The organism is Xanthomonas sp. DAR 80977, assembly GCF_041240605.1.
GTDB classification, from domain to species: Bacteria; Pseudomonadota; Gammaproteobacteria; order Xanthomonadales; family Xanthomonadaceae; genus Xanthomonas_A; species Xanthomonas_A bundabergensis.
In genome coordinates this window covers 189,248-210,356 of the sequence record NZ_CP162487.1, presented here as the reverse complement: position 1 = coordinate 210,356, position 21,109 = coordinate 189,248, and the positions used below count along the sequence as shown (strand labels likewise).

At 65.9% G+C, this 21,109-nt stretch carries 11 protein-coding genes, 2 tRNA genes and 3 rRNA genes; 8 read left to right on the top strand and 8 right to left on the bottom strand.

The features are described 5' to 3' along the window. Positions 1-28: 28 nt before the first annotated feature. The 7 genes from AB3X10_RS00935 to AB3X10_RS00905 all read left to right on the top strand — a co-directional run bounded on the left by AB3X10_RS00935 (position 29) and on the right by AB3X10_RS00905 (position 9,521). Entirely contained in the window at positions 29-1,519 is a 1,491-nt protein-coding gene (locus tag AB3X10_RS00935) for an FAD-dependent oxidoreductase (protein ID WP_369978264.1), read from the top strand. An 802-nt stretch (positions 1,520-2,321) separates the two neighbouring features. After that, positions 2,322-3,380 carry a glycoside hydrolase family 5 protein gene (locus tag AB3X10_RS00930; protein WP_369978262.1) on the top strand — a complete coding sequence of 353 codons (1,059 nt, stop codon included), beginning with the start codon at positions 2,322-2,324 and terminating at the stop codon, positions 3,378-3,380. 309 nt (positions 3,381-3,689) lie between these two features. Then, positions 3,690-4,733 carry a glycoside hydrolase family 5 protein gene (locus tag AB3X10_RS00925; RefSeq protein WP_369978260.1) on the top strand — a complete coding sequence of 348 codons (1,044 nt, stop codon included), beginning with the start codon at positions 3,690-3,692 and terminating at the stop codon, positions 4,731-4,733. A gap of 212 nt (positions 4,734-4,945) precedes the next feature. After that, entirely contained in the window at positions 4,946-6,001 is a 1,056-nt protein-coding gene (locus AB3X10_RS00920; protein WP_369978258.1) for a glycoside hydrolase family 5 protein, read from the top strand. 133 nt (positions 6,002-6,134) lie between these two features. After that, positions 6,135-7,013, top strand: coding sequence for a methylglyoxal synthase (locus tag AB3X10_RS00915; RefSeq protein WP_369978256.1), 879 nt, complete (start codon positions 6,135-6,137; stop codon positions 7,011-7,013). A gap of 592 nt (positions 7,014-7,605) precedes the next feature. Continuing rightward, a complete protein-coding gene (locus AB3X10_RS00910) occupies positions 7,606-8,964 on the top strand; it encodes a substrate-binding domain-containing protein (RefSeq protein WP_369978254.1) in 1,359 nt (452 codons plus the stop codon). A gap of 95 nt (positions 8,965-9,059) precedes the next feature. Beyond that, positions 9,060-9,521: a PepSY domain-containing protein gene (locus tag AB3X10_RS00905; RefSeq protein WP_369978252.1), complete on the top strand. Its 462-nt coding sequence runs from the start codon at positions 9,060-9,062 to the stop codon at positions 9,519-9,521. Positions 9,522-9,594: 73 nt separating this feature from the next. Here AB3X10_RS00905 and rrf read toward each other — a convergent pair. The 5 genes from rrf to AB3X10_RS00880 form a co-directional block, all read right to left on the bottom strand. After that, positions 9,595-9,709, bottom strand: a 5S ribosomal RNA gene (rrf, locus tag AB3X10_RS00900). A gap of 168 nt (positions 9,710-9,877) precedes the next feature. Further along, positions 9,878-12,757 (bottom strand): 23S ribosomal RNA (locus tag AB3X10_RS00895). Positions 12,758-12,981: 224 nt separating this feature from the next. Then, positions 12,982-13,058, bottom strand: a tRNA-Ile gene (locus AB3X10_RS00890). A gap of 14 nt (positions 13,059-13,072) precedes the next feature. Then, positions 13,073-13,148, bottom strand: a tRNA-Ala gene (locus AB3X10_RS00885). An 86-nt stretch (positions 13,149-13,234) separates the two neighbouring features. Continuing rightward, positions 13,235-14,779: ribosomal RNA gene (locus AB3X10_RS00880) — 16S ribosomal RNA — on the bottom strand. Together the 16S, 23S and 5S rRNA genes with 2 tRNA genes alongside form the textbook arrangement of a ribosomal RNA operon. 741 nt (positions 14,780-15,520) lie before the next feature. Between AB3X10_RS00880 and AB3X10_RS00875 the strand changes: the two genes are divergently transcribed. After that, entirely contained in the window at positions 15,521-16,702 is a 1,182-nt protein-coding gene (locus AB3X10_RS00875; RefSeq protein ID WP_369978250.1) for a benzoate/H(+) symporter BenE family transporter, read from the top strand. A gap of 25 nt (positions 16,703-16,727) precedes the next feature. Here the strand turns inward: AB3X10_RS00875 and bphP are convergent, their stop codons facing one another. From bphP to AB3X10_RS00860, 3 genes are all read right to left on the bottom strand, one after another. Further along, the gene (gene bphP / locus AB3X10_RS00870) at positions 16,728-18,632 is read right to left on the bottom strand and encodes a bacteriophytochrome BphP (protein WP_369978248.1); all 1,905 of its coding nucleotides are present in this window, start codon (positions 18,630-18,632) and stop codon (positions 16,728-16,730) included. Then, entirely contained in the window at positions 18,629-19,240 is a 612-nt protein-coding gene (locus AB3X10_RS00865) for a biliverdin-producing heme oxygenase (protein WP_369978246.1), read from the bottom strand. The genes bphP and AB3X10_RS00865 overlap by 4 nt, the downstream gene beginning before the upstream one ends. A 222-nt stretch (positions 19,241-19,462) precedes the next feature. Then, on the bottom strand, positions 19,463-20,713 hold the full coding sequence (locus tag AB3X10_RS00860) for a TCR/Tet family MFS transporter (protein ID WP_369978244.1): 1,251 nt from the start codon (positions 20,711-20,713) through the stop codon (positions 19,463-19,465). Between the last annotated feature and the right edge of the window lie 396 nt (positions 20,714-21,109).

The following is a 21,109-nucleotide window of genomic DNA, read 5'->3' as shown; positions in this document are numbered from 1 at the left end:
AAATCCCCAATCCCGAATCCCTGCCCCTATGAGCCGCAAGCAAGCCTTCCAGTTCCTCGACCTGCCCCGGCAGATGCCGCAGCGCATCCCGGTGGAGCTGCGCACGTCCGGCGACTGGAACGAGCTGTACGGCAAATTCGACAAGGCCGACGCGCAGTACCAGGCCGGGCGCTGCCTGGATTGCGGCAATCCGTACTGCAGCTGGAAATGCCCGGTGCACAACGCGATCCCGCAGTGGCTGCAGCTGGTGCAGGAGAACCGCATCGAGGAAGCGGCGGCGCTGTGCCACAGCACCAACCCGCTGCCGGAAGTGTGCGGCCGGGTGTGCCCGCAGGACCGCCTGTGCGAAGGCAGCTGCACGCTGGAGGAATTCGGCGCGGTCACCATCGGCGCGGTGGAGAAGTACATCGTCGACACCGCGCTCAACAACGGCTGGCGCCCCGACCTGAGCCAGGTCCAGGCCACCGGCAAGCGCGTGGCGGTGATCGGCGCCGGCCCGGCCGGGCTCAGCTGCGCCGACCGCCTGGTCCGCGCCGGCATCCATGCGGTGGTGTACGACCGCTACGAGCAGATCGGCGGCCTGCTGCAGTTCGGCATCCCCAGCTTCAAGCTCGACAAGAGCGTGATCGGCAAGCGCCGCGAGGTGCTCGAAGGCATGGGCGTGGAGTTCCGCCTGGGCGTGGAGATCGGCCGCGATGTGAGCCTGGAACAATTGCTCGGCGAATACGACGCGGTGTTCCTGGGCACCGGCGCCTACCGCTACACCGACGGCGGCCTGGCCGGGCAGGACTTGCCCGGGGTGCTGCCGGCGCTGCCGTTCCTGGTGCAGAACAGCCGCATCGTCGGCGGCAACGACCCGTGGGGCCGGCCGATCGCCGGCTGGGAAGACACGATCGCGCTGCCCGACCTGAGCGGCAAGCGCGTGGTGGTGCTCGGCGGCGGCGACACCGGCATGGATTGCGTGCGCAGCGCCATCCGCCTGGGCGCGGCCAAGGTCACCTGCGCCTATCGCCGCGACGAGGCCAACATGCCCGGCTCGGCGCGCGAAGTGGCCAATGCGCGCGAGGAAGGCGTGCGTTTCCTGTTCAACCGCCAGCCGCTGGCGGTGGAAGCCGATGCCGCCGGCAAGCTGGCCGGCGTGCGCGTGGTGCAGACCCGCCTCGGCGAACCCGACGCGCGCGGCCGCCAGGCCGCGGTGCCGATCGAAGGCAGCGAATCGCTGCTGGACGCGGACGTGGTCATCATCGCCTTCGGCTTCTCGCCGAGCGTGCCGGAATGGCTGGCCGCGCAGGGCGTGGAGGGCACTGCCAACGGCCGCATCCTGGCCGGCGGCAGCGATCCCGATGGCAGCGGCCGCCTGCCGTACCAGACCACCAATCCCAAGCTGTTCGCCGGCGGCGACGCAGTGCGCGGCGCCGACCTGGTGGTGACCGCGGTGGCCGAAGGCCGCGACGCGGCCGCCAGCATCGCCGAATGGATCGGCAACCGCCTGCCGGTGACCACCCAGGCCGCGGCCTGAGCCACGTCGACCGCGCCTGAGCGGCGCGCGCCGCAGGCCCGGCTGCGCGCGACCGGGCGACCCGCTTGCGCACCGCAAGCGACGGCGCCATGGCGATCTCCCATCGCGCCCCGACCATGCCGGCATGCCCGGGTCGGGGCCGAAGCCCCTCCCACCGTGCACCCAGCCATCTTGTCGCAAGTCCCTGTGGGAGCGACTTCAGTCGCGACGAGCGGAGCGACACGCTCGACCGCGTCGGACAGTGTCGGGACTGAAGCCCTCGCACAGGCAAACTCATCCGGCACCGAAGCTTCCTGCGGGACTGAAGCCCCTCCCACCATGCACCCAGCCATCTTGTCGCAAGTCCCTGTGGGAACGACTTCGGTCGCGACGAGCGGAGCGACACGCTCGACCGCGTCGGACAGTGTCGGGGGCTGAAGCCCCTCGCACAGGCGCACGCATCCGACGCCGAAGCACCCTGTAGGAGCGGCTTCAGCCGCGACGAGCGGAGTCGCGAACCTACGGTTTCGACGATCCATCGGAGCCGACCGACCGAAGCCCCCAGACTCCTCCTGCAAGAGCTGCAAGCAACACGCCGGCCACGCATGCCGACAACTCCCGCCGCGACCGACCATGCGGCGCACACCCGCCATCGCGTCCGAACCAGCGCAGGCGCAACGCCGTCTTTCGCGCGAGTGAATGCACCGCTAACGCACGAACGCCTAGGCTGGCCGCGCGGCTGCGATCCGCGCACCCTTTGCATTGCCGACCCCTCCCCCGATGACACAACGGCATCCTCCCCTCCCCCCAAGGAAGCTCCCCCATGTCGCTTTCCTCGCTCTGGTCGTCGCGGCTGCGCCCCGTCGCTCCCGCCGTGTTGCTGCTCGCCGTCGCCTTCGGCGCGTCCGCCCAGGACGGCAAAGGCGTGCTCAAGTACGCCGGCGTCAATCTCTCCGGCGCCGAATTCAACTCTGGCAAGAAGCCGGGCACGCTGTACAAGGACTACACCTATCCAGCGGCTTCGGACTACAGCTACTTCGCCGGCAAGGGCATGAACATCGTGCGCCTGCCGTTCCTGTGGGAGCGCCTGCAACCCACCGCAAAGGGCGAGTTCGACCCGGCGCAGCTGGCGCAGATCAAGAAGGCGGTGGCGCAGGCCAAGGCCAGCGGCATGCACCTGATCCTGGACCCGCACAACTACGCCAAGTACAACGGCGCGCTGATCGGCAGCGCCGGCGCGCCGGCGGACGTGTTCGCCGACCTGTGGCGGCGCCTGGCCACCGAGTTCAAGGGCGACGATACGGTGATCTTCGGGCTGATGAACGAGCCCAACGCGGTCTCCTCCACCGATTGGGCGGCGGCGGCGCAAGCGGCGATCGACGCCATCCGCAAGGCCGGGGCCAAGAACCTGGTGCTGGTGCCCGGCACCGCCTACACCGGCGCGCACAGCTGGCGCAGCACCTACTACGGCACCTCCAACGCGGTGGCGCTGCAGCCGCTGAAGGATCCGGGCAACCGCATCGCCTTCGAAGCGCACCAGTACTTCGACAAGGACAACAGCGGCACCAAGGGCGAATGCGTCAGCGCCACCGCCGGCGCCGAGAAACTGGCCGGCTTCGTCAGCTGGCTGCGCGAGAACAAGAAGGTCGGCTTCATCGGCGAGTTCGCCACCGCCGATACCCCCGTCTGCAACCAGGCGCTGGAAGGCCTGCTCAGCTACATCGAGCAGAACAACGACGTGATCGTCGGCTGGACCTGGTGGGCGGCCGGCGCGTGGTGGAAGAACGACTATCCGTTCAACGTGCAGCCGAACAAGGACGGCAGCGACAAGCCGCAGATGTCGATCCTGTCCAGGCACGCGCGCAAGGTCACCAAGAAGTAAGCGTGCGTTGCCGGGCCGATCGCCCGGCGCGCCATTCCTGCAGGCACGTCCTGCAGACGCGTTCGCGCAGCACGCGAACCATGGCATGCGATCCCGCCGCGCGCATCGCGGCGGCGATGGACGACAGAGAACCAGTGCGCGTTCGCCATGCAAAGCCCTGCACAGAACCGCGCATGCATATGCATTGCCGGTAGTGGCTGCAGCGGGGATGCATTACGGTGCAGGCAAGCACACCGTTTGCCATCAGCTCGGCCAGTTCGCGAGACGCCTGGCCGAGTCCCCCCTCGCTGATGCAGAAGGAAGCTCACCATGGTCCGTTCGTCGCCGTGCCGGCGCGCGTTGCGTCCGGCACTGCTGCTGGCGTTGCTCGCCGTGTTGCCGCAGCTGCACGCACAAGGCGTGCTGAAGTTCGCCGGGGTCAATCTGTCCGGCGCGGAAATCAGTTCCAGCAAGAAGCCCGGCGTGCTCAACGCGGATTACGTCTATCCGCGCGATGCCGACTACGCCTATTTCGCCGGCAAGGGCATGAACATCGTCCGCCTGCCGGTGTTGTGGGAACGCCTGCAGCCCCGCGCGCAGGGTCCGCTGGACACGGCCCAGCTGGCGCTGATCAAGGCGGCGGCGAAGCAGGCCAAGGCGCAGCGCATGCACCTGATCGTGGACATCCACAACTACGCCAGCTACTACGACAACAAGATCGGCAGCGCGGCGGTGCCGATCAAGACCTTCAGCGACCTGTGGCAGCGCCTGGCTCGGGAATTCAAGGACGACAACGCCGTGGTGTTCGGGCTGATGAACGAGCCGAACGACATCTCGCCCGGGCTGTGGGCGGCCGCCGCGCAGTCCGCGGTCGACGCGATCCGCGTCACCGGCGCGCGCAACCTGATCCTGGTGCCGGGCGCGCTGTGGAGCGGCGCGCACAGCTGGTACGCGACCGTCGGCGGCGAGTCCAACGCCGTGGCGCTGGCCTCGCTGTACGACCCGCTCGGGCGCACCGCCATCGAAGTGCACCAGTATCTGGACGCCGATTCCAGCGGCACCAGCAGCAGCTGCGTCAGCGGCGACATCGGCGCCGCGCGCCTGGTCGCCTTCACCGGCTGGTTGCGCGACACCGGCCACATCGGTTTCCTCGGCGAATTCGGCGCCGCCGACAACGCCACCTGCCGGCAGGCGCTGGACGGCATGCTCGGTTACATCGAGCAGCACCCCGCGCGCTGGCTGGGCTGGAGCTACTGGGCCGGCGGCGCCTGGTGGCGGCAGGACTATCCGTTCAACGTGCAGCCCGATGCGGACGGCCGCGACAAACCGCAGATGTCGATCCTGTCGGCCCGGGCGAAGCGCATCGCGCGCTGATACCGGCGTCGCTACGCGAAGCGCGGCGGCGCAACCGATCGCGACGCGCGATGCAACGCCGCAGCATCTGCCGACACACCTGCGCCACGCGCGCACCGCATCGTGGAGGGAAGCGGCATCCGTTCTGGCATGCCGGTTGCAACGGATCAGGACGACGGTCGCCACACATTGCGGCGGCAACGTCCGTTCGTCCTTCCCCACGAGGCAATCCCATGCAACGCATTCCCCCTTCCATTGCACCCTCGCGCTGGCTGCTGCGCGGATCGCTGTGCCTGGCGCTGGCCGCCTGCACCGCCGCCGCCGTCGCGCAGGAGCCGTTGCGCTACGCCGGCGTCAATCTGGCCGGCGCGGAATTCAACTCCGCCAAGAAGCCCGGCGTGGCCTACAAGGACTACATGTATGCGGCCGACAGCGACTACGCCTACGTCGCCGCGCAGGGCATGAACATCGTGCGCCTGCCGTTCCTGTGGGAGCGCCTGCAGCCCAGCGCCAACGGCGAACTCGATGCCGTCCAGCTCGGCTATCTGCGCACCGCGGTGAGCCGCGCCAAGAGCCACGGGCTGCGCGTGATCCTGGACGTGCACAACTACGCCAAGTACAACGGCGTGCGCCTCGGCAGCGACGGCACGCCGGCCAGCGTGCTGGCCGACCTGTGGCGGCGCCTGGCCATCGAATTCGGCAACGACGACACGGTGATCTTCGGGCTGATGAACGAGCCCAACGGCATGTCCTCCGGCGACTGGGCCGCGACCGCGCAACTGGCGATCGACGCGATCCGCGACGCCGGCGCCTACAACCTGATCCTGGTGCCGGGCACCGCGTTCACCGGCGCGCACAGCTGGAACAGCAGCTGGTACGGCGTCTCCAACGCACAATCGCTGGTGACGATCGAGGATCCGGTCGAAAACCTGGTGTTCGAAGTCCACCAGTACCTGGACCAGGACTACAGCGGCACCAGTGCCGACTGCGTCAGCGCCACCATCGGCTCGGAGAAACTGCAGGGCTTCACCGACTGGCTGCGTGCCAACGGCTACAAGGGCTTCCTCGGCGAATTCGGCGCGAGCAGCAACGCCACCTGCATGGCGGCGCTGGACGACATGCTCGGCTACGTGCACGACAACGCCGACGTGTGGCTGGGCTGGACCGCGTGGGCCGCCGGCGCCTGGTGGAAGACCGATTACGCGTTCAATCTGCAGCCGAACAAGGACGGCACCGACAAGCCGCAGATGAGCGTGCTGTCGGCGCGGGCGAAGCAGATGGTGGAGTAGCCGGGATTGGGGATTGGGGATTGAGGGAGCGGGCGGTGGCTCGGTGGACCTGCCGCTGGTGATGACCACGGGCGATTGAGTCCGTACCGCGATCCGGCGCAGACTGTGATCCCTTCTCCGCACGGATCGACGTATGCGCCTGGGCCTGGCCGCCAACCGACTGCACCACCAGGGCAAGGACGCCGCCCTGTTCCGCTGGCTGCGCGCCTGCGAAGCCGGCATCCGCGAACTGCAGTTGGGCCTGCACGCCGTCGGCCGTACCCACGAGGCGATCGCGCGCGCCGGCTGGCTGTCCGGCTATGCACCGCTCAAGCGCTATCCGTTCGGCCGCGAGGGCGGGCTGATGAAGCTGGTCGCCGAAGTGGTGGGCCTGGAAGGCGCCGAGCGCACCCTCGACGGGGCGATCTACTTCATCGATCCGGTCGATCCCTCGTCGATCTTTCCCGAGGCCATCGCGCTCAAGCGCCAATGCGTGATCCACGGCAAGCCCTTCATCTCCACCGTGGCCAGCGCCCGCGACTGGATCGAGATGGAGCGCGTGCACGCCGGACTGGCGGCGGACGCCGGCGCCGACGACCTGCATGCCCTGGAGCGGCACACCCTGGCGCTGATCGCGCACGATGCGATGAAGCCGCAGATGCTGGCCTTCGCCAGCGAGCATTTCGACCTGTTGTCGCGTTTCGAGCAGCGCGTGGCCACCGGCACCACCGGCCAGCGCCTCAACGAACTGGCCTGGAGCCGCGGCTGGCCGCAGGGACAGGACTGGGTGCACCGCTACCAGAGCGGACCGATGGGCGGCGACGCGCAGATCGCCGACCGCGTGCTGGAAAAGCGCTGCCAACGCGCGATCTTCTTCGAGGATCCGCACGTGGCGCGCCAGCACGAGGCGGACATCCAGCTGCTGGAACGCGCGGTGACCACGGTGACCGACCACGCGGTCTGCATCACCTCGCCGCTGGTCGCCGCGCGCTGGGCGCAGGCTGCGGCAAAACGGGCGGCGACGCCGGGCTGAGCGGTCGGTGCCGCATGGTGGCTGCGGCGTACTTCGCTCGGCCGCCTCGAACCTGGGCGGACAGTCAGCCAGGCGGAGTTCCCGCGCGTGATCGGCTCCAACCGCGACGCGCGCAGCGGCGCACGTTCCGGCTCGGAAGCGGTCGGGGCTGAAGCCCGTCCTGCAGTCCGCGACAGGCTCGTGCCGTGGGCGCCGCGACCAGCATCGCCGATGGCGCTGTGGCGGCCATGCCTGAGCTTCCACGCGCGCATCCGCCGAATCGCACGCTTTTGCCGCTGGTATCACCGCCATCCTCCTGGGCTGGCCACTTGCATCGCGGATCGCGCAGTCGCTCGCTGTCGGGTTCGTGTGCGCGCCGCGTTCGGCGTCGGCGGTCGCGCATGCGGCTTCCTCCCGCATCCGCTCGCTGTGGGCACGCACGTCAGCGGGCATGACGGCACAGGGTGAGCTACGCGCCAAAGCGCTGGATGCCAAGCCAACGCAGCGCATGCGCCGCCGCTGCCATCCCTCCCTCGCGTGACCGCGCTCACAGTCACTGCCATGTCACGGCGGTCGCCAACACTGCGGCCTGTCCAGATCCTGGGGGGATCCGATGTTCCGTTTCATCTTGCGCCTGCTGTTGGCCGGTGCCGCGGCACTGTGCGCCATTCCGTCCGCCACCGCGCAGCAGGCCGAACGCCTGCGCGTGCACGGCTCCAACAGCATCGGCGCACGGCTGATGCCGGCGCTGGTCGAATCCTGGCTGCAGAGCATCGGCTACCGGCAGATCCAGCGCCGCCGCGTCGATGCGGCGACGCTGGAGATCTCCGCGCTGCGCGACGACGCACCGCTGGTGGTCGAGATCGGCAGCGCCGGTTCGGGCGCCGGCTTCGCCGATCTGATCCGCGGCGACGCCGAACTGGCGATGCTGGCGCGCGCGCCCGATGCGCGCGAACGCGATGCCGCCTGGCAGCTTGGCGATCTGTCCTCGCCGGACCAGAACTTCGTCGTCGCCCTGGATGGCGCGCGCGTGCTGGTCGCCGCCGACAATCCGCTGGCCGCGCTCAGCGTCGCGCAGCTGCGCGACATTCTCGGCGGCCGGCTGACGCGCTGGTCGCAACTCGGCGGCGCCGACCTGCCGATCGAGGTGCAGCGCAACGCCGAACGCAGCGGGCTGGGCGATTTCCTGCGCGAACGCCTGTCGCTGCCGGCTGCGGCGCAGGCGGCGTCGCAGCGCATCCATCCCAGCCTGGTCGAGGCGGCGCAGGCGGTGGTCGGGCACCCGGCGGCGCTGGCGGTCGTCGGGTTGAGCACGCCGCTCCCGCCCGGCACCCGTGCGCTGCCCATCGCCGACGGCGGCGTCGCCGTGGCGCCTACGCCGGCCAACGTCCGCGGCGAGGACTATCCGCTGGTGCAGCGCTACAGCGTGTACGGCGGGCAGATGATGTCGGCGCTCGGCCGCAGCCTGGCGCTGTACGTGGTCGGTCCGCAGGCGCAGCAGGTGGTGCGCCGGCTCGGGCCGATCCCGATGCACATCGCGCCCGATCCGACCCGGCAGACGCAGGCCAACGCCGGCACCCACCAGGGCGATGCCTACCTGCAGGCAGCCGCCGGCGCGCAACGCCTGACCACGACACTGCGCTTCAGCCTGCAATCGCTGAATTCGATGTTCGAAGCGCGCAGCGCGCAGGACCTGGAGCGGCTGATCGCCTTCATGCAGCAGCCCGCGATGCGCGGCCGCGCCCTGGGCGTCATCGGCTTCGCCACGCCGGACACGGCCAACCGCCTGTATCCGACCATCGCCAGCAACGACCGCGCCGACGTGGTCGCGGCCTACCTGACCCAGCGCGGCATCGTGGTCAAGCGTGCGCGCGGACTGGGCGCGGCGCGGCCCCTGGTCGGCGGCGAAGACGGCTCGGCCAAGGCCCGCAACGAGCGGGTCGAGATCTGGTTGCTGGATGCCGATCGCTGACCGTTGCGGCGCAAGCTGAACCGAACGCGGGCATATTCACCTGCTGCAGAACCCTGCGTTGGGAGCATGGCCCCTCTGCTCAAACGGAGGACGTCATGAACGACACCAACAGGATCCTGTCCCGGCCGCTGCTGGGGATGGCGCTGTCGCTCGCGCTGGCAGCCGGCAGCGCACACGCGCAAGCGCCGGCCCATGGCGGCGCAGCGCTGACCCAGTCGCAGGTGAAGTCGCTGCTGAGCGAACAAGGCTATACCAAGCTGGACAAGCTCAAATTCGAAGACGGTCTCTGGAAGACCGAAGCCACCAGCGGTGACGGCAAGCGCGGGGAGGTGCGAGTGGGCCCGCGCGGAGGCCGTGTGTACGCGGAAGGCGCGCCGTCGAAGCTGAGCGCTTCAGAGGTGACGGCGGCGCTGACGGCGTCGGGGTACACGCAGGTGCACGACGTGCACTACGAAGAGGGGCTGTGGGAAGCGCAGGCGCGCACGTCGACGGGCCAGCGGGTGGAACTGCGGGCGGATCCGGGCGACGGCAGCGTGGTGAGCGCGCAGGAGGACTGAGGTGGTGGTGTGTTGCGTTTGTCGGGCGCAATAAAAAATCCCCGTCCTTGCGGACGGGGATTTGGGGTAAAGCCCCTGGCGATGACCTACTCTCGCATGGCTTGAGCCACACTACCATCGGCGCAGCTGCGTTTCACTTCCGAGTTCGGGATGGGATCGGGTGGTTCCACAGCGCTAATTTCACCAGGGAGACGGTTGGAGTGTCGCCGCGATGCGTCTTCGAACAGCGCACGGAGGTGCGGTGTGGGAAGGACGGCATTGGGCGCCAGCCTCTCATAGGGTGTGACGTAGCGAGCGTTTGGATAGCTATCGACGTGTGTCGTGCTAAGGGATGCTTGGAAGCACCTTGAGGTTATATGGTCAAGCCGCACGGATCATTAGTATCAGTTAGCTCAATGCATTGCTGCACTTACACACCTGACCTATCAACCACGTAGTCTACATGGTTCCTTAAGGGGGCTTGTGCCCCGGGAAGTCTCATCTTGAGGCGCGCTTCCCGCTTAGATGCTTTCAGCGGTTATCGCTTCCGAACATAGCTACCCGGCAATGCCACTGGCGTGACAACCGGAACACCAGAGGTTCGTCCACTCCGGTCCTCTCGTACTAGGAGCAGCCCCTCTCAAACTTCCAACGCCCATGGCAGATAGGGACCGAACTGTCTCACGACGTTCTGAACCCAGCTCGCGTACCACTTTAAATGGCGAACAGCCATACCCTTGGGACCGACTACAGCCCCAGGATGTGATGAGCCGACATCGAGGTGCCAAACACCGCCGTCGATATGAACTCTTGGGCGGTATCAGCCTGTTATCCCCGGAGTACCTTTTATCCGTTGAGCGATGGCCCTTCCATACAGAACCACCGGATCACTAAGACCTACTTTCGTACCTGCTTGATCCGTCGATCTTGCAGTCAAGCACGCTTATGCCTTTGCACACAGTGCGCGATGTCCGACCGCGCTGAGCGTACCTTCGTGCTCCTCCGTTACTCTTTAGGAGGAGACCGCCCCAGTCAAACTACCCACCATACACGGTCCCCGATCCGGATTACGGACCTAGGTTAGAACGTCAAGCACGACAGGGTGGTATTTCAAGGATGGCTCCACTGCAGCTAGCGCCACAGTTTCATAGCCTCCCACCTATCCTACACAGACGAACTCAACGTTCAGTGTAAAGCTATAGTAAAGGTTCACGGGGTCTTTCCGTCTTGCCACGGGAACGCTGCATCTTCACAGCGATTTCAATTTCACTGAGTCTCGGGTGGAGACAGCGCCGCTGTCGTTACGCCATTCGTGCAGGTCGGAACTTACCCGACAAGGAATTTCGCTACCTTAGGACCGTTATAGTTACGGCCGCCGTTTACTGGGGCTTCGATCAAGAGCTTCGCCTTGCGGCTGACCCCATCAATTAACCTTCCAGCACCGGGCAGGCGTCACACCCTATACGTCCACTTTCGTGTTTGCAGAGTGCTGTGTTTTTGATAAACAGTCGCAGCGGCCTGGTTTCTGCGACCCTCTTCAGCTATAGCTCGCATGAGCCACCAAAAAGGGTGCACCTTCTCCCGAAGTTACGGTGCCATGTTGCCTAGTTCCTTCACCCGAGTTCTCTCAAGCGCCTGAGAATTCTCATCCTACCCACCTGTGTCGGTTTACGGTACGGTCTGCGTAAGCTGAAGCTTAGGAGCTTTTCCTGGAAGCGTGGTATCAGTGACTTCGTCTAAAAGACTCGTCTCGGTGCTCGGTCTTAAAGGATCCCGGATTTGCCAAAGATCCAAACCTACCGCCTTTCCCCGGGACAACCAACGCCCGGTACACCTAACCTTCTCCGTCCCTCCATCGCACTTACGCGAGGTGCAGGAATATTAACCTGCTTCCCATCGACTACGGCTTTCGCCCTCGCCTTAGGGGCCGACTCACCCTGCGCCGATTAACGTTGCGCAAGGAAACCTTGGGCTTTCGGCGTGCGGGTTTTTCACCCGCATTATCGTTACTCATGTCAGCATTCGCACTTCCGATACCTCCAGCGGACTTCTCAATCCACCTTCGCAGGCTTACGGAACGCTCCTCTACCGCGCATCGCTTATCGCGATGCACCCCAAGCTTCGGTTCACTGCTTAGCCCCGTTAAATCTTCCGCGCAGACCGACTCGACCAGTGAGCTATTACGCTTTCTTTAAAGGGTGGCTGCTTCTAAGCCAACCTCCTGGCTGTCTGTGCCTTTCCACATCGTTTTCCACTTAGCAGTGAATTTGGGACCTTAGCTGTGGGTCTGGGTTGTTTCCCTTTTCACGACGGACGTTAGCACCCGCCGTGTGTCTCCCGGATAGTACGTACTGGTATTCGGAGTTTGCAATGGTTTGGTAAGTCGCGATGACCCCCTAGCCATAACAGTGCTCTACCCCCAGCAGTATTCGTCCGAGGCGCTACCTAAATAGCTTTCGAGGAGAACCAGCTATCTCCGGGTTCGATTAGCTTTTCACTCCTAATCACACCTCATCCCCTACCTTTGCAACGGGAGTGGGTTCGGGCCTCCAGTCAGTGTTACCTGACCTTCACCCTGGGCATGACTAGATCACCCGGTTTCGGGTCTACTGCCCGCGACTATGCGCCCTTATCAGACTCGGTTTCCCTTCGCCTCCCCTATACGGTTAAGCTTGCCACGAACAGTAAGTCGCTGACCCATTATACAAAAGGTACGCAGTCACTCTTGCGAGCTCCTACTGCTTGTACGCACACGGTTTCAGGATCTATTTCACTCCCCTCTCCGGGGTTCTTTTCGCCTTTCCCTCACGGTACTGGTTCACTATCGGTCGGTCAGGAGTATTTAGCCTTGGAGGATGGTCCCCCCATGTTCAGACAGGGTTTCACGTGCCCCGCCCTACTCGTCTTCACTGGAATGGCCCTTTTAAATACAGGGCTATCACCTTCTATGGCCAACCTTTCCAGGTTGTTTTTCTAGAACCATACCAGCTTAAGGGCTAGTCCCCGTTCGCTCGTCACTACTTAGGGAATCTCGGTTGATTTCTTTTCCTCCGGTTACTTAGATATTTCAGTTCACCGGGTTCGCTTCCAGCAGCTATGTATTCACTGCAGGATACTGCCGAAGCAGTGGGTTTCCCCATTCGGACATTGCCGGATCAAAGCTTGTTGCCAGCTCCCCGACACTTTTCGCAGGCTGCCACGTCCTTCATCGCCTCTGACCGCCAAGGCATCCACCGTGTGCGCTTATTCGCTTGACCATATAACCTCAAGTTGCCTCGAGGCTATGCTGAGTCCGGGGGTACAAAGCCCGGACGCGAACTATAACGACTCAATTTCTAGGGACTCGAAGTCCCCGCCTTAGCCACAACGACACGTCGAGATAGTTGATCTCAAACGCTCGCTACGTCACAAATTTTAAAAGAACACGCCCCAGCCTCAATGCTGGCGCAGTTAAATTCTTAGTGTGCTTATACATTCAGAGTGGTGGGTCTGGGAGGACTCGAACCACCGACCTCACCCTTATCAGGGGTGCGCTCTAACCACCTGAGCTACAGACCCAAAGTCTTCGTCAGTGGTGGAGCCAGTCGGGATCGAACCGACGACCCCCTGCTTGCAAAGCAGGTGCTCTCCCAGCTGAGCTATGGCCCCGAAATCGGGGTGCCCCGCCCTGTGGCGGAACTCTCTGAATGCAGGTGACTTGTGAGGACGCCTGACAGGCGTAGCTGTCATGCTCAAAAGGAGGTGATCCAGCCGCACCTTCCGATACGGCTACCTTGTTACGACTTCACCCCAGTCATCGGCCACACCGTGGCAAGCGCCCTCCCGAAGGTTAAGCTACCTGCTTCTGGTGCAACAAACTCCCATGGTGTGACGGGCGGTGTGTACAAGGCCCGGGAACGTATTCACCGCAGCAATGCTGATCTGCGATTACTAGCGATTCCGACTTCATGGAGTCGAGTTGCAGACTCCAATCCGGACTGAGATGAGGTTTCTGGGATTGGCTCACTCTCGCGAGTTTGCAGCCCTCTGTCCTCACCATTGTAGTACGTGTGTAGCCCTGGTCGTAAGGGCCATGATGACTTGACGTCATCCCCACCTTCCTCCGGTTTGTCACCGGCGGTCTCCTTAGAGTTCCCACCATTACGTGCTGGCAACTAAGGACAAGGGTTGCGCTCGTTGCGGGACTTAACCCAACATCTCACGACACGAGCTGACGACAGCCATGCAGCACCTGTCTCACGGTTCCCGAAGGCACCAATCCATCTCTGGAAAGTTCCGTGGATGTCAAGACCAGGTAAGGTTCTTCGCGTTGCATCGAATTAAACCACATACTCCACCGCTTGTGCGGGCCCCCGTCAATTCCTTTGAGTTTCAGTCTTGCGACCGTACTCCCCAGGCGGCGAACTTAACGCGTTAGCTTCGATACTGCGTGCCAAGTTGCACCCAACATCCAGTTCGCATCGTTTAGGGCGTGGACTACCAGGGTATCTAATCCTGTTTGCTCCCCACGCTTTCGTGCCTCAGTGTCAGTGTTGGTCCAGATGGCCGCCTTCGCCACAGATGTTCCTCCCGATCTCTACGCATTTCACTGCTACACCGGGAATTCCGCCATCCTCTACCACACTCTAGTTGCCCAGTATCCACTGCAATTCCCAGGTTGAGCCCAGGGCTTTCACAACGGACTTAAACAACCACCTACGCACGCTTTACGCCCAGTAATTCCGAGTAACGCTTGCACCCTTCGTATTACCGCGGCTGCTGGCACGAAGTTAGCCGGTGCTTATTCTTTGGGTACCGTCAGAACAATCGGGTATTAACCGACTGCTTTTCTTTCCCAACAAAAGGGCTTTACAACCCGAAGGCCTTCTTCACCCACGCGGCATGGCTGGATCAGGCTTGCGCCCATTGTCCAATATTCCCCACTGCTGCCTCCCGTAGGAGTCTGGACCGTGTCTCAGTTCCAGTGTGGCTGATCATCCTCTCAGACCAGCTACGGATCGTCGCCTTGGTGGGCCTTTACCCCGCCAACTAGCTAATCCGACATCGGCTCATCTATCCGCGCGAAGCCCGAAGGTCCTCCGCTTTCACCCTAAGGTCGTATGCGGTATTAGCGTAAGTTTCCCTACGTTATCCCCCACGAAAAGGTAGATTCCGATGTATTCCTCACCCGTCCGCCACTCGCCACCCATGGTATTGCTACCACTGTGCTGCCGTTCGACTTGCATGTGTTAGGCCTGCCGCCAGCGTTCACTCTGAGCCAGGATCAAACTCTTCACTTAAAATTACAGACCCGAAGGTCAATACTTTGATATGCAGAGTTCAAACCAAGCTTACGTATCGCTTGCTTAGCAATTGATTTGTTGCTCTTGATTCGAACGTCTGCAAGATGGACATACTTCCACCTGCAGGCGCCCTCACAAGTTACCTGCGCACACTGTCAAAGAACCTCGGGGCCGGCCTCAGCGCCTTTCCCTTTTCACCCCGACGTTTCCGTCGTAGCGAGCCGCCCATTATAGCGGACTTTTTCTTGCCGTCAACACCTCGTTTCGAGGTGGTTGACGCCGGTTCCGCTCAAACCCGAAGGCTTTCTGCCGAACCGAGCCGCCCATCATAGCGGCTTTTTTGTTGCCGTCAATACCCTGATTTATCAGGAGCTTGACGCCGCTTCTTGTGAAGAACCCTGAGGTTTTTCGCCGAAGCGAGCCGGCCATATTAGCCGTTTTTTTCACGCCGTCAACACCCGATGTTCGCTAGGTGTTTCCGGTCCCGTTCTGCTTCTGTCGCGCCGAAGATCGGCAGCTGCGTAGCGGGCCGCGCAGTCTACCGGGCCAGAAAAAAACGTCAACCGCTTTCTTGCCGCCGGCATGCGCGGGCCGCGTGGCGCGCGCTTCTTGGCGGCGTTCCCTCTCGATGGAACGCGCGTGCGCGTTGCCGGCGCACCGACGTTGCGGCCATTTGCTGCTGCCGCAGGCGGCCGCTTCGCCGAGAATGCAGGCTCGCCCTCCCTGCAGGATCCCGCAATGCCCTCCACCGCTGGACGCTCCCTATGGCGCGACGCCTCGCTGCCGGCGCTGGTCGCCGGCTTCGTCACCATCCTGGTCGGCTTCGCCAGTTCGGCGGTGATCGTGTTCCAGGCCGCGCGCACGCTGGGCGCGTCGCAGGCGGAGATCGCCTCGTGGATGTGGGCGCTGGGGCTGGGCATGGGCGTCACCTGCATCGGCCTGTCGCTGCGCTACCGGATGCCGGTGGTGACGGCCTGGTCCACGCCCGGCGCGGCGATGCTGATCAGCAGCGGCGGCGGCCTGCCGCTGTCCGATGCGATCGGCGCGTTCGTGCTGGCCGCGCTGCTGGGCACCGCGGCCGGGTTCTCCGGCGTGTTCGAGCGGATGATCCGGCGCATTCCGGTATCGCTGGCCTCGGCGATGCTGGCCGGGGTGCTGCTGCGCTTCGGCCTGGACGTGTTCGTGGCGATGCAGAGCCGGCTGGGCATGGCGCTGGCGATGTTCGCGGTCTATCTGCTGGGGCGCCGCGCGTTTCCGCGCTATGCGGTGATCGCGACGCTGGCGGTGGGCATCGCGATCGCCGCCGGCAGCGGCACGCTGCACCTGGAGACCGCGCAGCTGAGCCTGGCGCGGCCGGTGTTCGTGTGGCCGACGCTGTCGTGGCAGGCGCTGTTCGGCATCGCCCTGCCGCTGTTCGTGGTGACGATGGCCTCGCAGAACCTGCCCGGCGTGGCGGTGATCCGCGCCTCCGGCTACGCGGTGCCGATCTCGCCGACGATCGGCTGGATCGGCGTGGTCAATACGCTGCTGGCGCCGTTCGGCGCCTATGGCCTGAACCTGGCGGCGATCACCGCGGCGATCTGCATGGGCCGCGAAGCGCAGGAGGACCCGCAGCGGCGCTACATGGCGGCGGTGTTCGCCGGCCTGTTCTATCTGCTGATCGGCCTGTTCGGGGCGACCGTGGCGGCGCTGTTCGCCGCGTTCCCGAAGGAACTGGTGATGGCGATCGCCGGCATCGCGCTGTTCGGCACCATCGGCAACAGCCTGGCGATGGCGCTGAAGGACGAGGGCGAACGCGAGCCGGCGCTGATCACCTTCCTGGTCACCGCGTCGGGGCTGTCGCTGTTCGGCATCGGCGCCGCGTTCTGGGGCCTGCTGGCCGGTGCGGCGACCTCGCTGCTGTGGCGGCGCACGCGCTGAGCGCGCGTGGCCGCCACGGCCTGCCTCAGCGCGGGTCGCGCAGCTGCAGCAGCCAGTGCGTGGACACGCCGGACGGGCTCGGCAACGGTTCGAAATCGAACTGGCGATGCAGCGGCGCGGCGGCTTCCACGCGCAGCGGCAAGGTCACGTAGGCGGCGCGTCCCTGCCGCAGCAAGGTGGCGATGCGCTGGATTTCGGCCGGCGCGGCATCGCTGGCGTACAGCTGGTCCAGTTCGCAACCGATCAGGTCGGCGATCTCGCGCTGGTACAGCACCGCGAAGGCATCGTTGACGAACGCCAGCCGGCTGGGGCGGCCCTCGCTGCCGCGCTCGATGATCGCCACCGGTTCGCGCAACCGCGACAACGAGGCCTCCAGCAGCGCGAAATCCTGCTGGAAGCGCTTGCGTTCCATCAGCTCGATCAGCACCCGCAGGCTGCGCGCCGACTCCAGGCTCAGCGGCGACCACGGCCGCGCGCGGCCGCGCACGGTTTCCTGCCACAGGTCGAAGCTCTTGCGCGGCGACAGGCGCGAGTTGGGAATGTCCTGCAGCTTGGACAGCTGCGGGTTGCCGGCCCAGTTGACCGTGCGCACCTGTTCGCGGCGGGTCCACAGCAGCGCGCTGCGCGCCTGCGGCATCAGCGGCACGAAGATGAAGCCGGCCGCGGCGGGCGCCAGGTCGGCCAGTTCCGGGAAGGTCTCGCCGATCTGGTCGGTATGCAGCGCGCCGACCGCGTCGTGGCGCAGCGCCTCGTGGTGGCTGGCCTCGATCTGCTCGCGGATCCGCGCCAGTTCGGCGGCGGACGGCACCGTGCCGTGGCGGGTGACGTGGTCGCCATGGAACACCGCCACGCCATCGGCATCGACCACGTCGAGCAGGTCCGAGGCCATCTCGTCGAGCATGTCCGCGGTCAGAGTCTCGGCTTCGTTGAAGTTGGTGATCAGCTTCTCGCGCACGGTCAGCAGCACCGATTCGACGCGCGCGCGCGACACCGCGGTCAGCGCGCCGATGCGCCCGGCCAGGGCGCGGCTGACCGCATCGGTGACGTCGCGCATCTCGTGGTTGCAGAAGTACGGGCGGTAGTGGTGGCAGGCGATCAGGCCCCACAGCGCGTCGTTGACCACGATCGAGGCCACCAGGGTGGCGGTGACGCCCATGTTGGCCAGGTATTCCAGGTGGACCGGGGAGACGCTGCGCAGGCTGACGTCGCTCAGGTCCACCGGGGCGTGCAGCCGCGGATGCAGGACCGGCTCGATCGGCGAAGGGATGTAGCCGACGTCGGCGATCTGGCGCACGCGGTTGCGCAGGTACAGCGTGCGCGCCTGCGCCGGGATATCGGTGGCCGGATAGTGCAGGCCCAGGTAGGACTCCAGCTCGGGCGCGCGCGCCTCGGCCACCACGTCGCCGTTCCACTCGTCGTCGAAGCGGTAGATCATCACCCGGTCGTAGCCGATCAGGGTGCGCAGGCTCTTGGCCGCGCGCTGGCAGGCCTCGTCGATGCTGTTGTCGGTCTCGAGCCGGCGCAGCAGCGGCAAGGCCTCGCGCAAGGTGGCGTCGGCCAGCGGCGCATCGCGCGGCTCCAGTTCCAGCAGCCACTGCTCCGGGTACAGGTGCCAGGCGCCGACCCAGCGCTGCCGCGGGACGGTGGCGCGGCGCGGGAAGCCGACCTCGACGTAGGCCAGCTGGGTGCGCTCGGCGGCATCCGCCGACACGCGCGGGTCCTGCAGCGTCAGCACCGCGTCGTAGCGTTGCCCGATCAGCTCGGCCAGCGCCACGCCGAGCAGGTCGGCGGCGCTGGTGCTGGCCTGCACGATGCGGCCGTCGCCGGGTTCGATCACCAGCAGCGCACCATGCGGCTGGATCGATCCGGGAATATGGATCGGCTCGCGCGCGCAGGCGTCCATGTCCAGGGGCGCGACGGTATCGCTCATGCAGCGGTCTCCAGGGCGAAGTGGGTATGGAAGTGCGCGAACATCGCGCGGGCGCCGTCGACCGCGGCCTGGCGCAACGCCGGGGTCGGCAGGGCCTGCTCCAGGCGCTGCTGGAAACGCCGCCAGCAGGCCGGATCGGCGTGGCCGAGTTCGAAGTAGGCCAGCGCCGGCGCGATGTCGGGCAAGGTCTGCCGCAACTGCCGGGCGATCACCCGCCCGCCCAGGCGCGAGCCTTCGACCACGTACAGCATGCCCCAGCGATGGCCGCTGGCCTGCGCCGGCGGCGCCTGCGACGGCAGCGGCGGCGCCGCCCGCAGCGCGGCCAGGTCCTGTTCCAGCAGCGGCGTGCGCGGCTGGTAGCGCCAGTCGGCGTCGCCGCTGGCGTGCAGCCAGTCCGATTCGCGCCGTTCCCAGCCGGCGAGAACGGCGTGATGGCGGCGCAGCACCTGGATGTAGTCGTCCACGGACAAGGCACCGTGCATCAGCGCGCGCATCGGCGGCAGCTGTTCGACGGCCAGGTGCTGCTGCGCGGTGGCCTCGCGCAGCAGGCGCGCGGCAGTGGCAGTGGCAGTGGAAAGCGCGGCGGTGCCGTCGGGGGGCGACATCATGGGTGCGGAGCTGTCTGTCTGTTGGCAGCCCGACAGGCCGCGACGGCGGATAGGCCGCACAGCCTAGCATCCCGGATGTGTGGCGCCAGCCGCCGCGGCGACGGCGGTGCGCAGGTCCGCGCCCTTCAAACTGAGCAATTCATCCGCCGGCCGCGGCGCCATGCCGGCGGTGCAGGCTGGTGCGTGCCGCGGCGCGATCGACGATCGCGATCGGGACAGGCGTCAAGCGGCGGCGGTCGCACTGTCCGGCAGGCGCGCGCGGCGCCAGGCCAGCACCCACCCGGCGGCCAGCAGCAGCGCGGCCAGCAGCCACGGCGCACCGGGCAGATGCGCCGGCGCGTGCCTGCCGATGAACAGCGCGAACACCCACGCATACAGCAGCGGCCCGATGATGCCGGCCAGGCTGACCAGGCTCATCAGCGCGCCCTGCACGCGGCCTTGCGCATCGGCGCCGACGTGGCGGGTGACGATCGCCTGCGCGGACGGCGCGGCCACCGCCCACAGCGCGCTGACCGGCACCCCGAGCAGGAACATCGCGCCGCTGCCGGCGACGCTGTAGATGGCGAAGCCGGCCACGCCGCAGCCCAGCCCGAACAGCAGCGCCCCACGCTCGCCGAGCCGGCGCACCACCCGCGTCACCAGCAGCGCATTGACCACGATGCTGCACACGCCGACCAGGGCCAGCACCCAGCTGACCTGCTTCGGCCCCCATTGGTACTGGTACTCGGCGAACAGCACGAAGATGCTCGGGTACACGTAGTGCGCCAGGTTGGCCAGGAAGATCACCGCGGCCAGCGCGAACACCTGCGGGTAGCTGCGCAGCAGCCGCAGCGCGCCGAACGGATTGGCGTGCTTCCAGTCCAGGCGCGGCGTGCGCCGCTCCGGTGCCAGCGATTCGGGCAGCACCCACAGCCCGTACAGGAAGTTGAGCAAGGCCAGCGCCGCGGCGAACCAGAACGGCGCGCGCAGGTGGTAGCTGCCCAGCCAGCCGCCGAGCAGCGGCCCGATCACGAAGCCGAGCCCGAACGCGGCGCCGATCATGCCGTAGGCCTGGGCGCGCTTGTCCGGCGTGGTGATGTCGGCGATGTAGGCGTTGGCGGTGGTGAAGCTGGCCGAGAACACGCCCGACACCACCCGCGCCAGCAGCAGCAGCGGCAGGCTCTGCGCCAGCGCCATCACCACGAAGTCCACGCCCAGGCCCAGGCACGAGGCCAGGATCACCGGGCGCCGGCCGTAGCGGTCGGACAGCGCGCCCTGCAGCGGCGAGCTGACGAACTGCAGCGCGGCGAACAGGAAGCCGAACCAGCCGACCCACTTGGCCGCCGCGGCGAAATCGCCGCCGGTGAAGCCGCGCACCAGACCGGGCAGCACAGGGATGATGACGCCGAAGGCCAGCACGTCGATCAGCAGGGTGATGAAGATGAACACCAGGGCGGCGCGGCGCGTGCGCGCGGCAGGGGGCGAGGAATGCACGGCAGGTCTCCCGACGGACGCGGCAGTGTAATCGGCGGGCGTGGGGTTGCGGGGCGGGGCTGGACTTGTGGCGGCGCGAATGGCGGCGGTGGCGACCGGGAAACGGACGAGCGATGGTCGGGCGTCGAAGTCTTGAATCGGCGCTGATGGTCCAAGGTCCCGGTGATCCGGACGGTGTCCACCGTTGTGATTGCGCGCCCGCATGAGCATGCGCGCGAAGAAGGCAATTGCTGCGGGAAGATTCGGTCCCGGCGTCTTGTCAGTAGATCGCGTCGGGACTGAAGTCCCGCCCACAGGGGGGCGAGGCAGCATGATGCCTGGTCGATACAGCGCCTGGAGCCGATGGCCTTGAGCCGCCGAAGCCCCTACCTGGACGCGCCGCCCCCAGGAGCATCT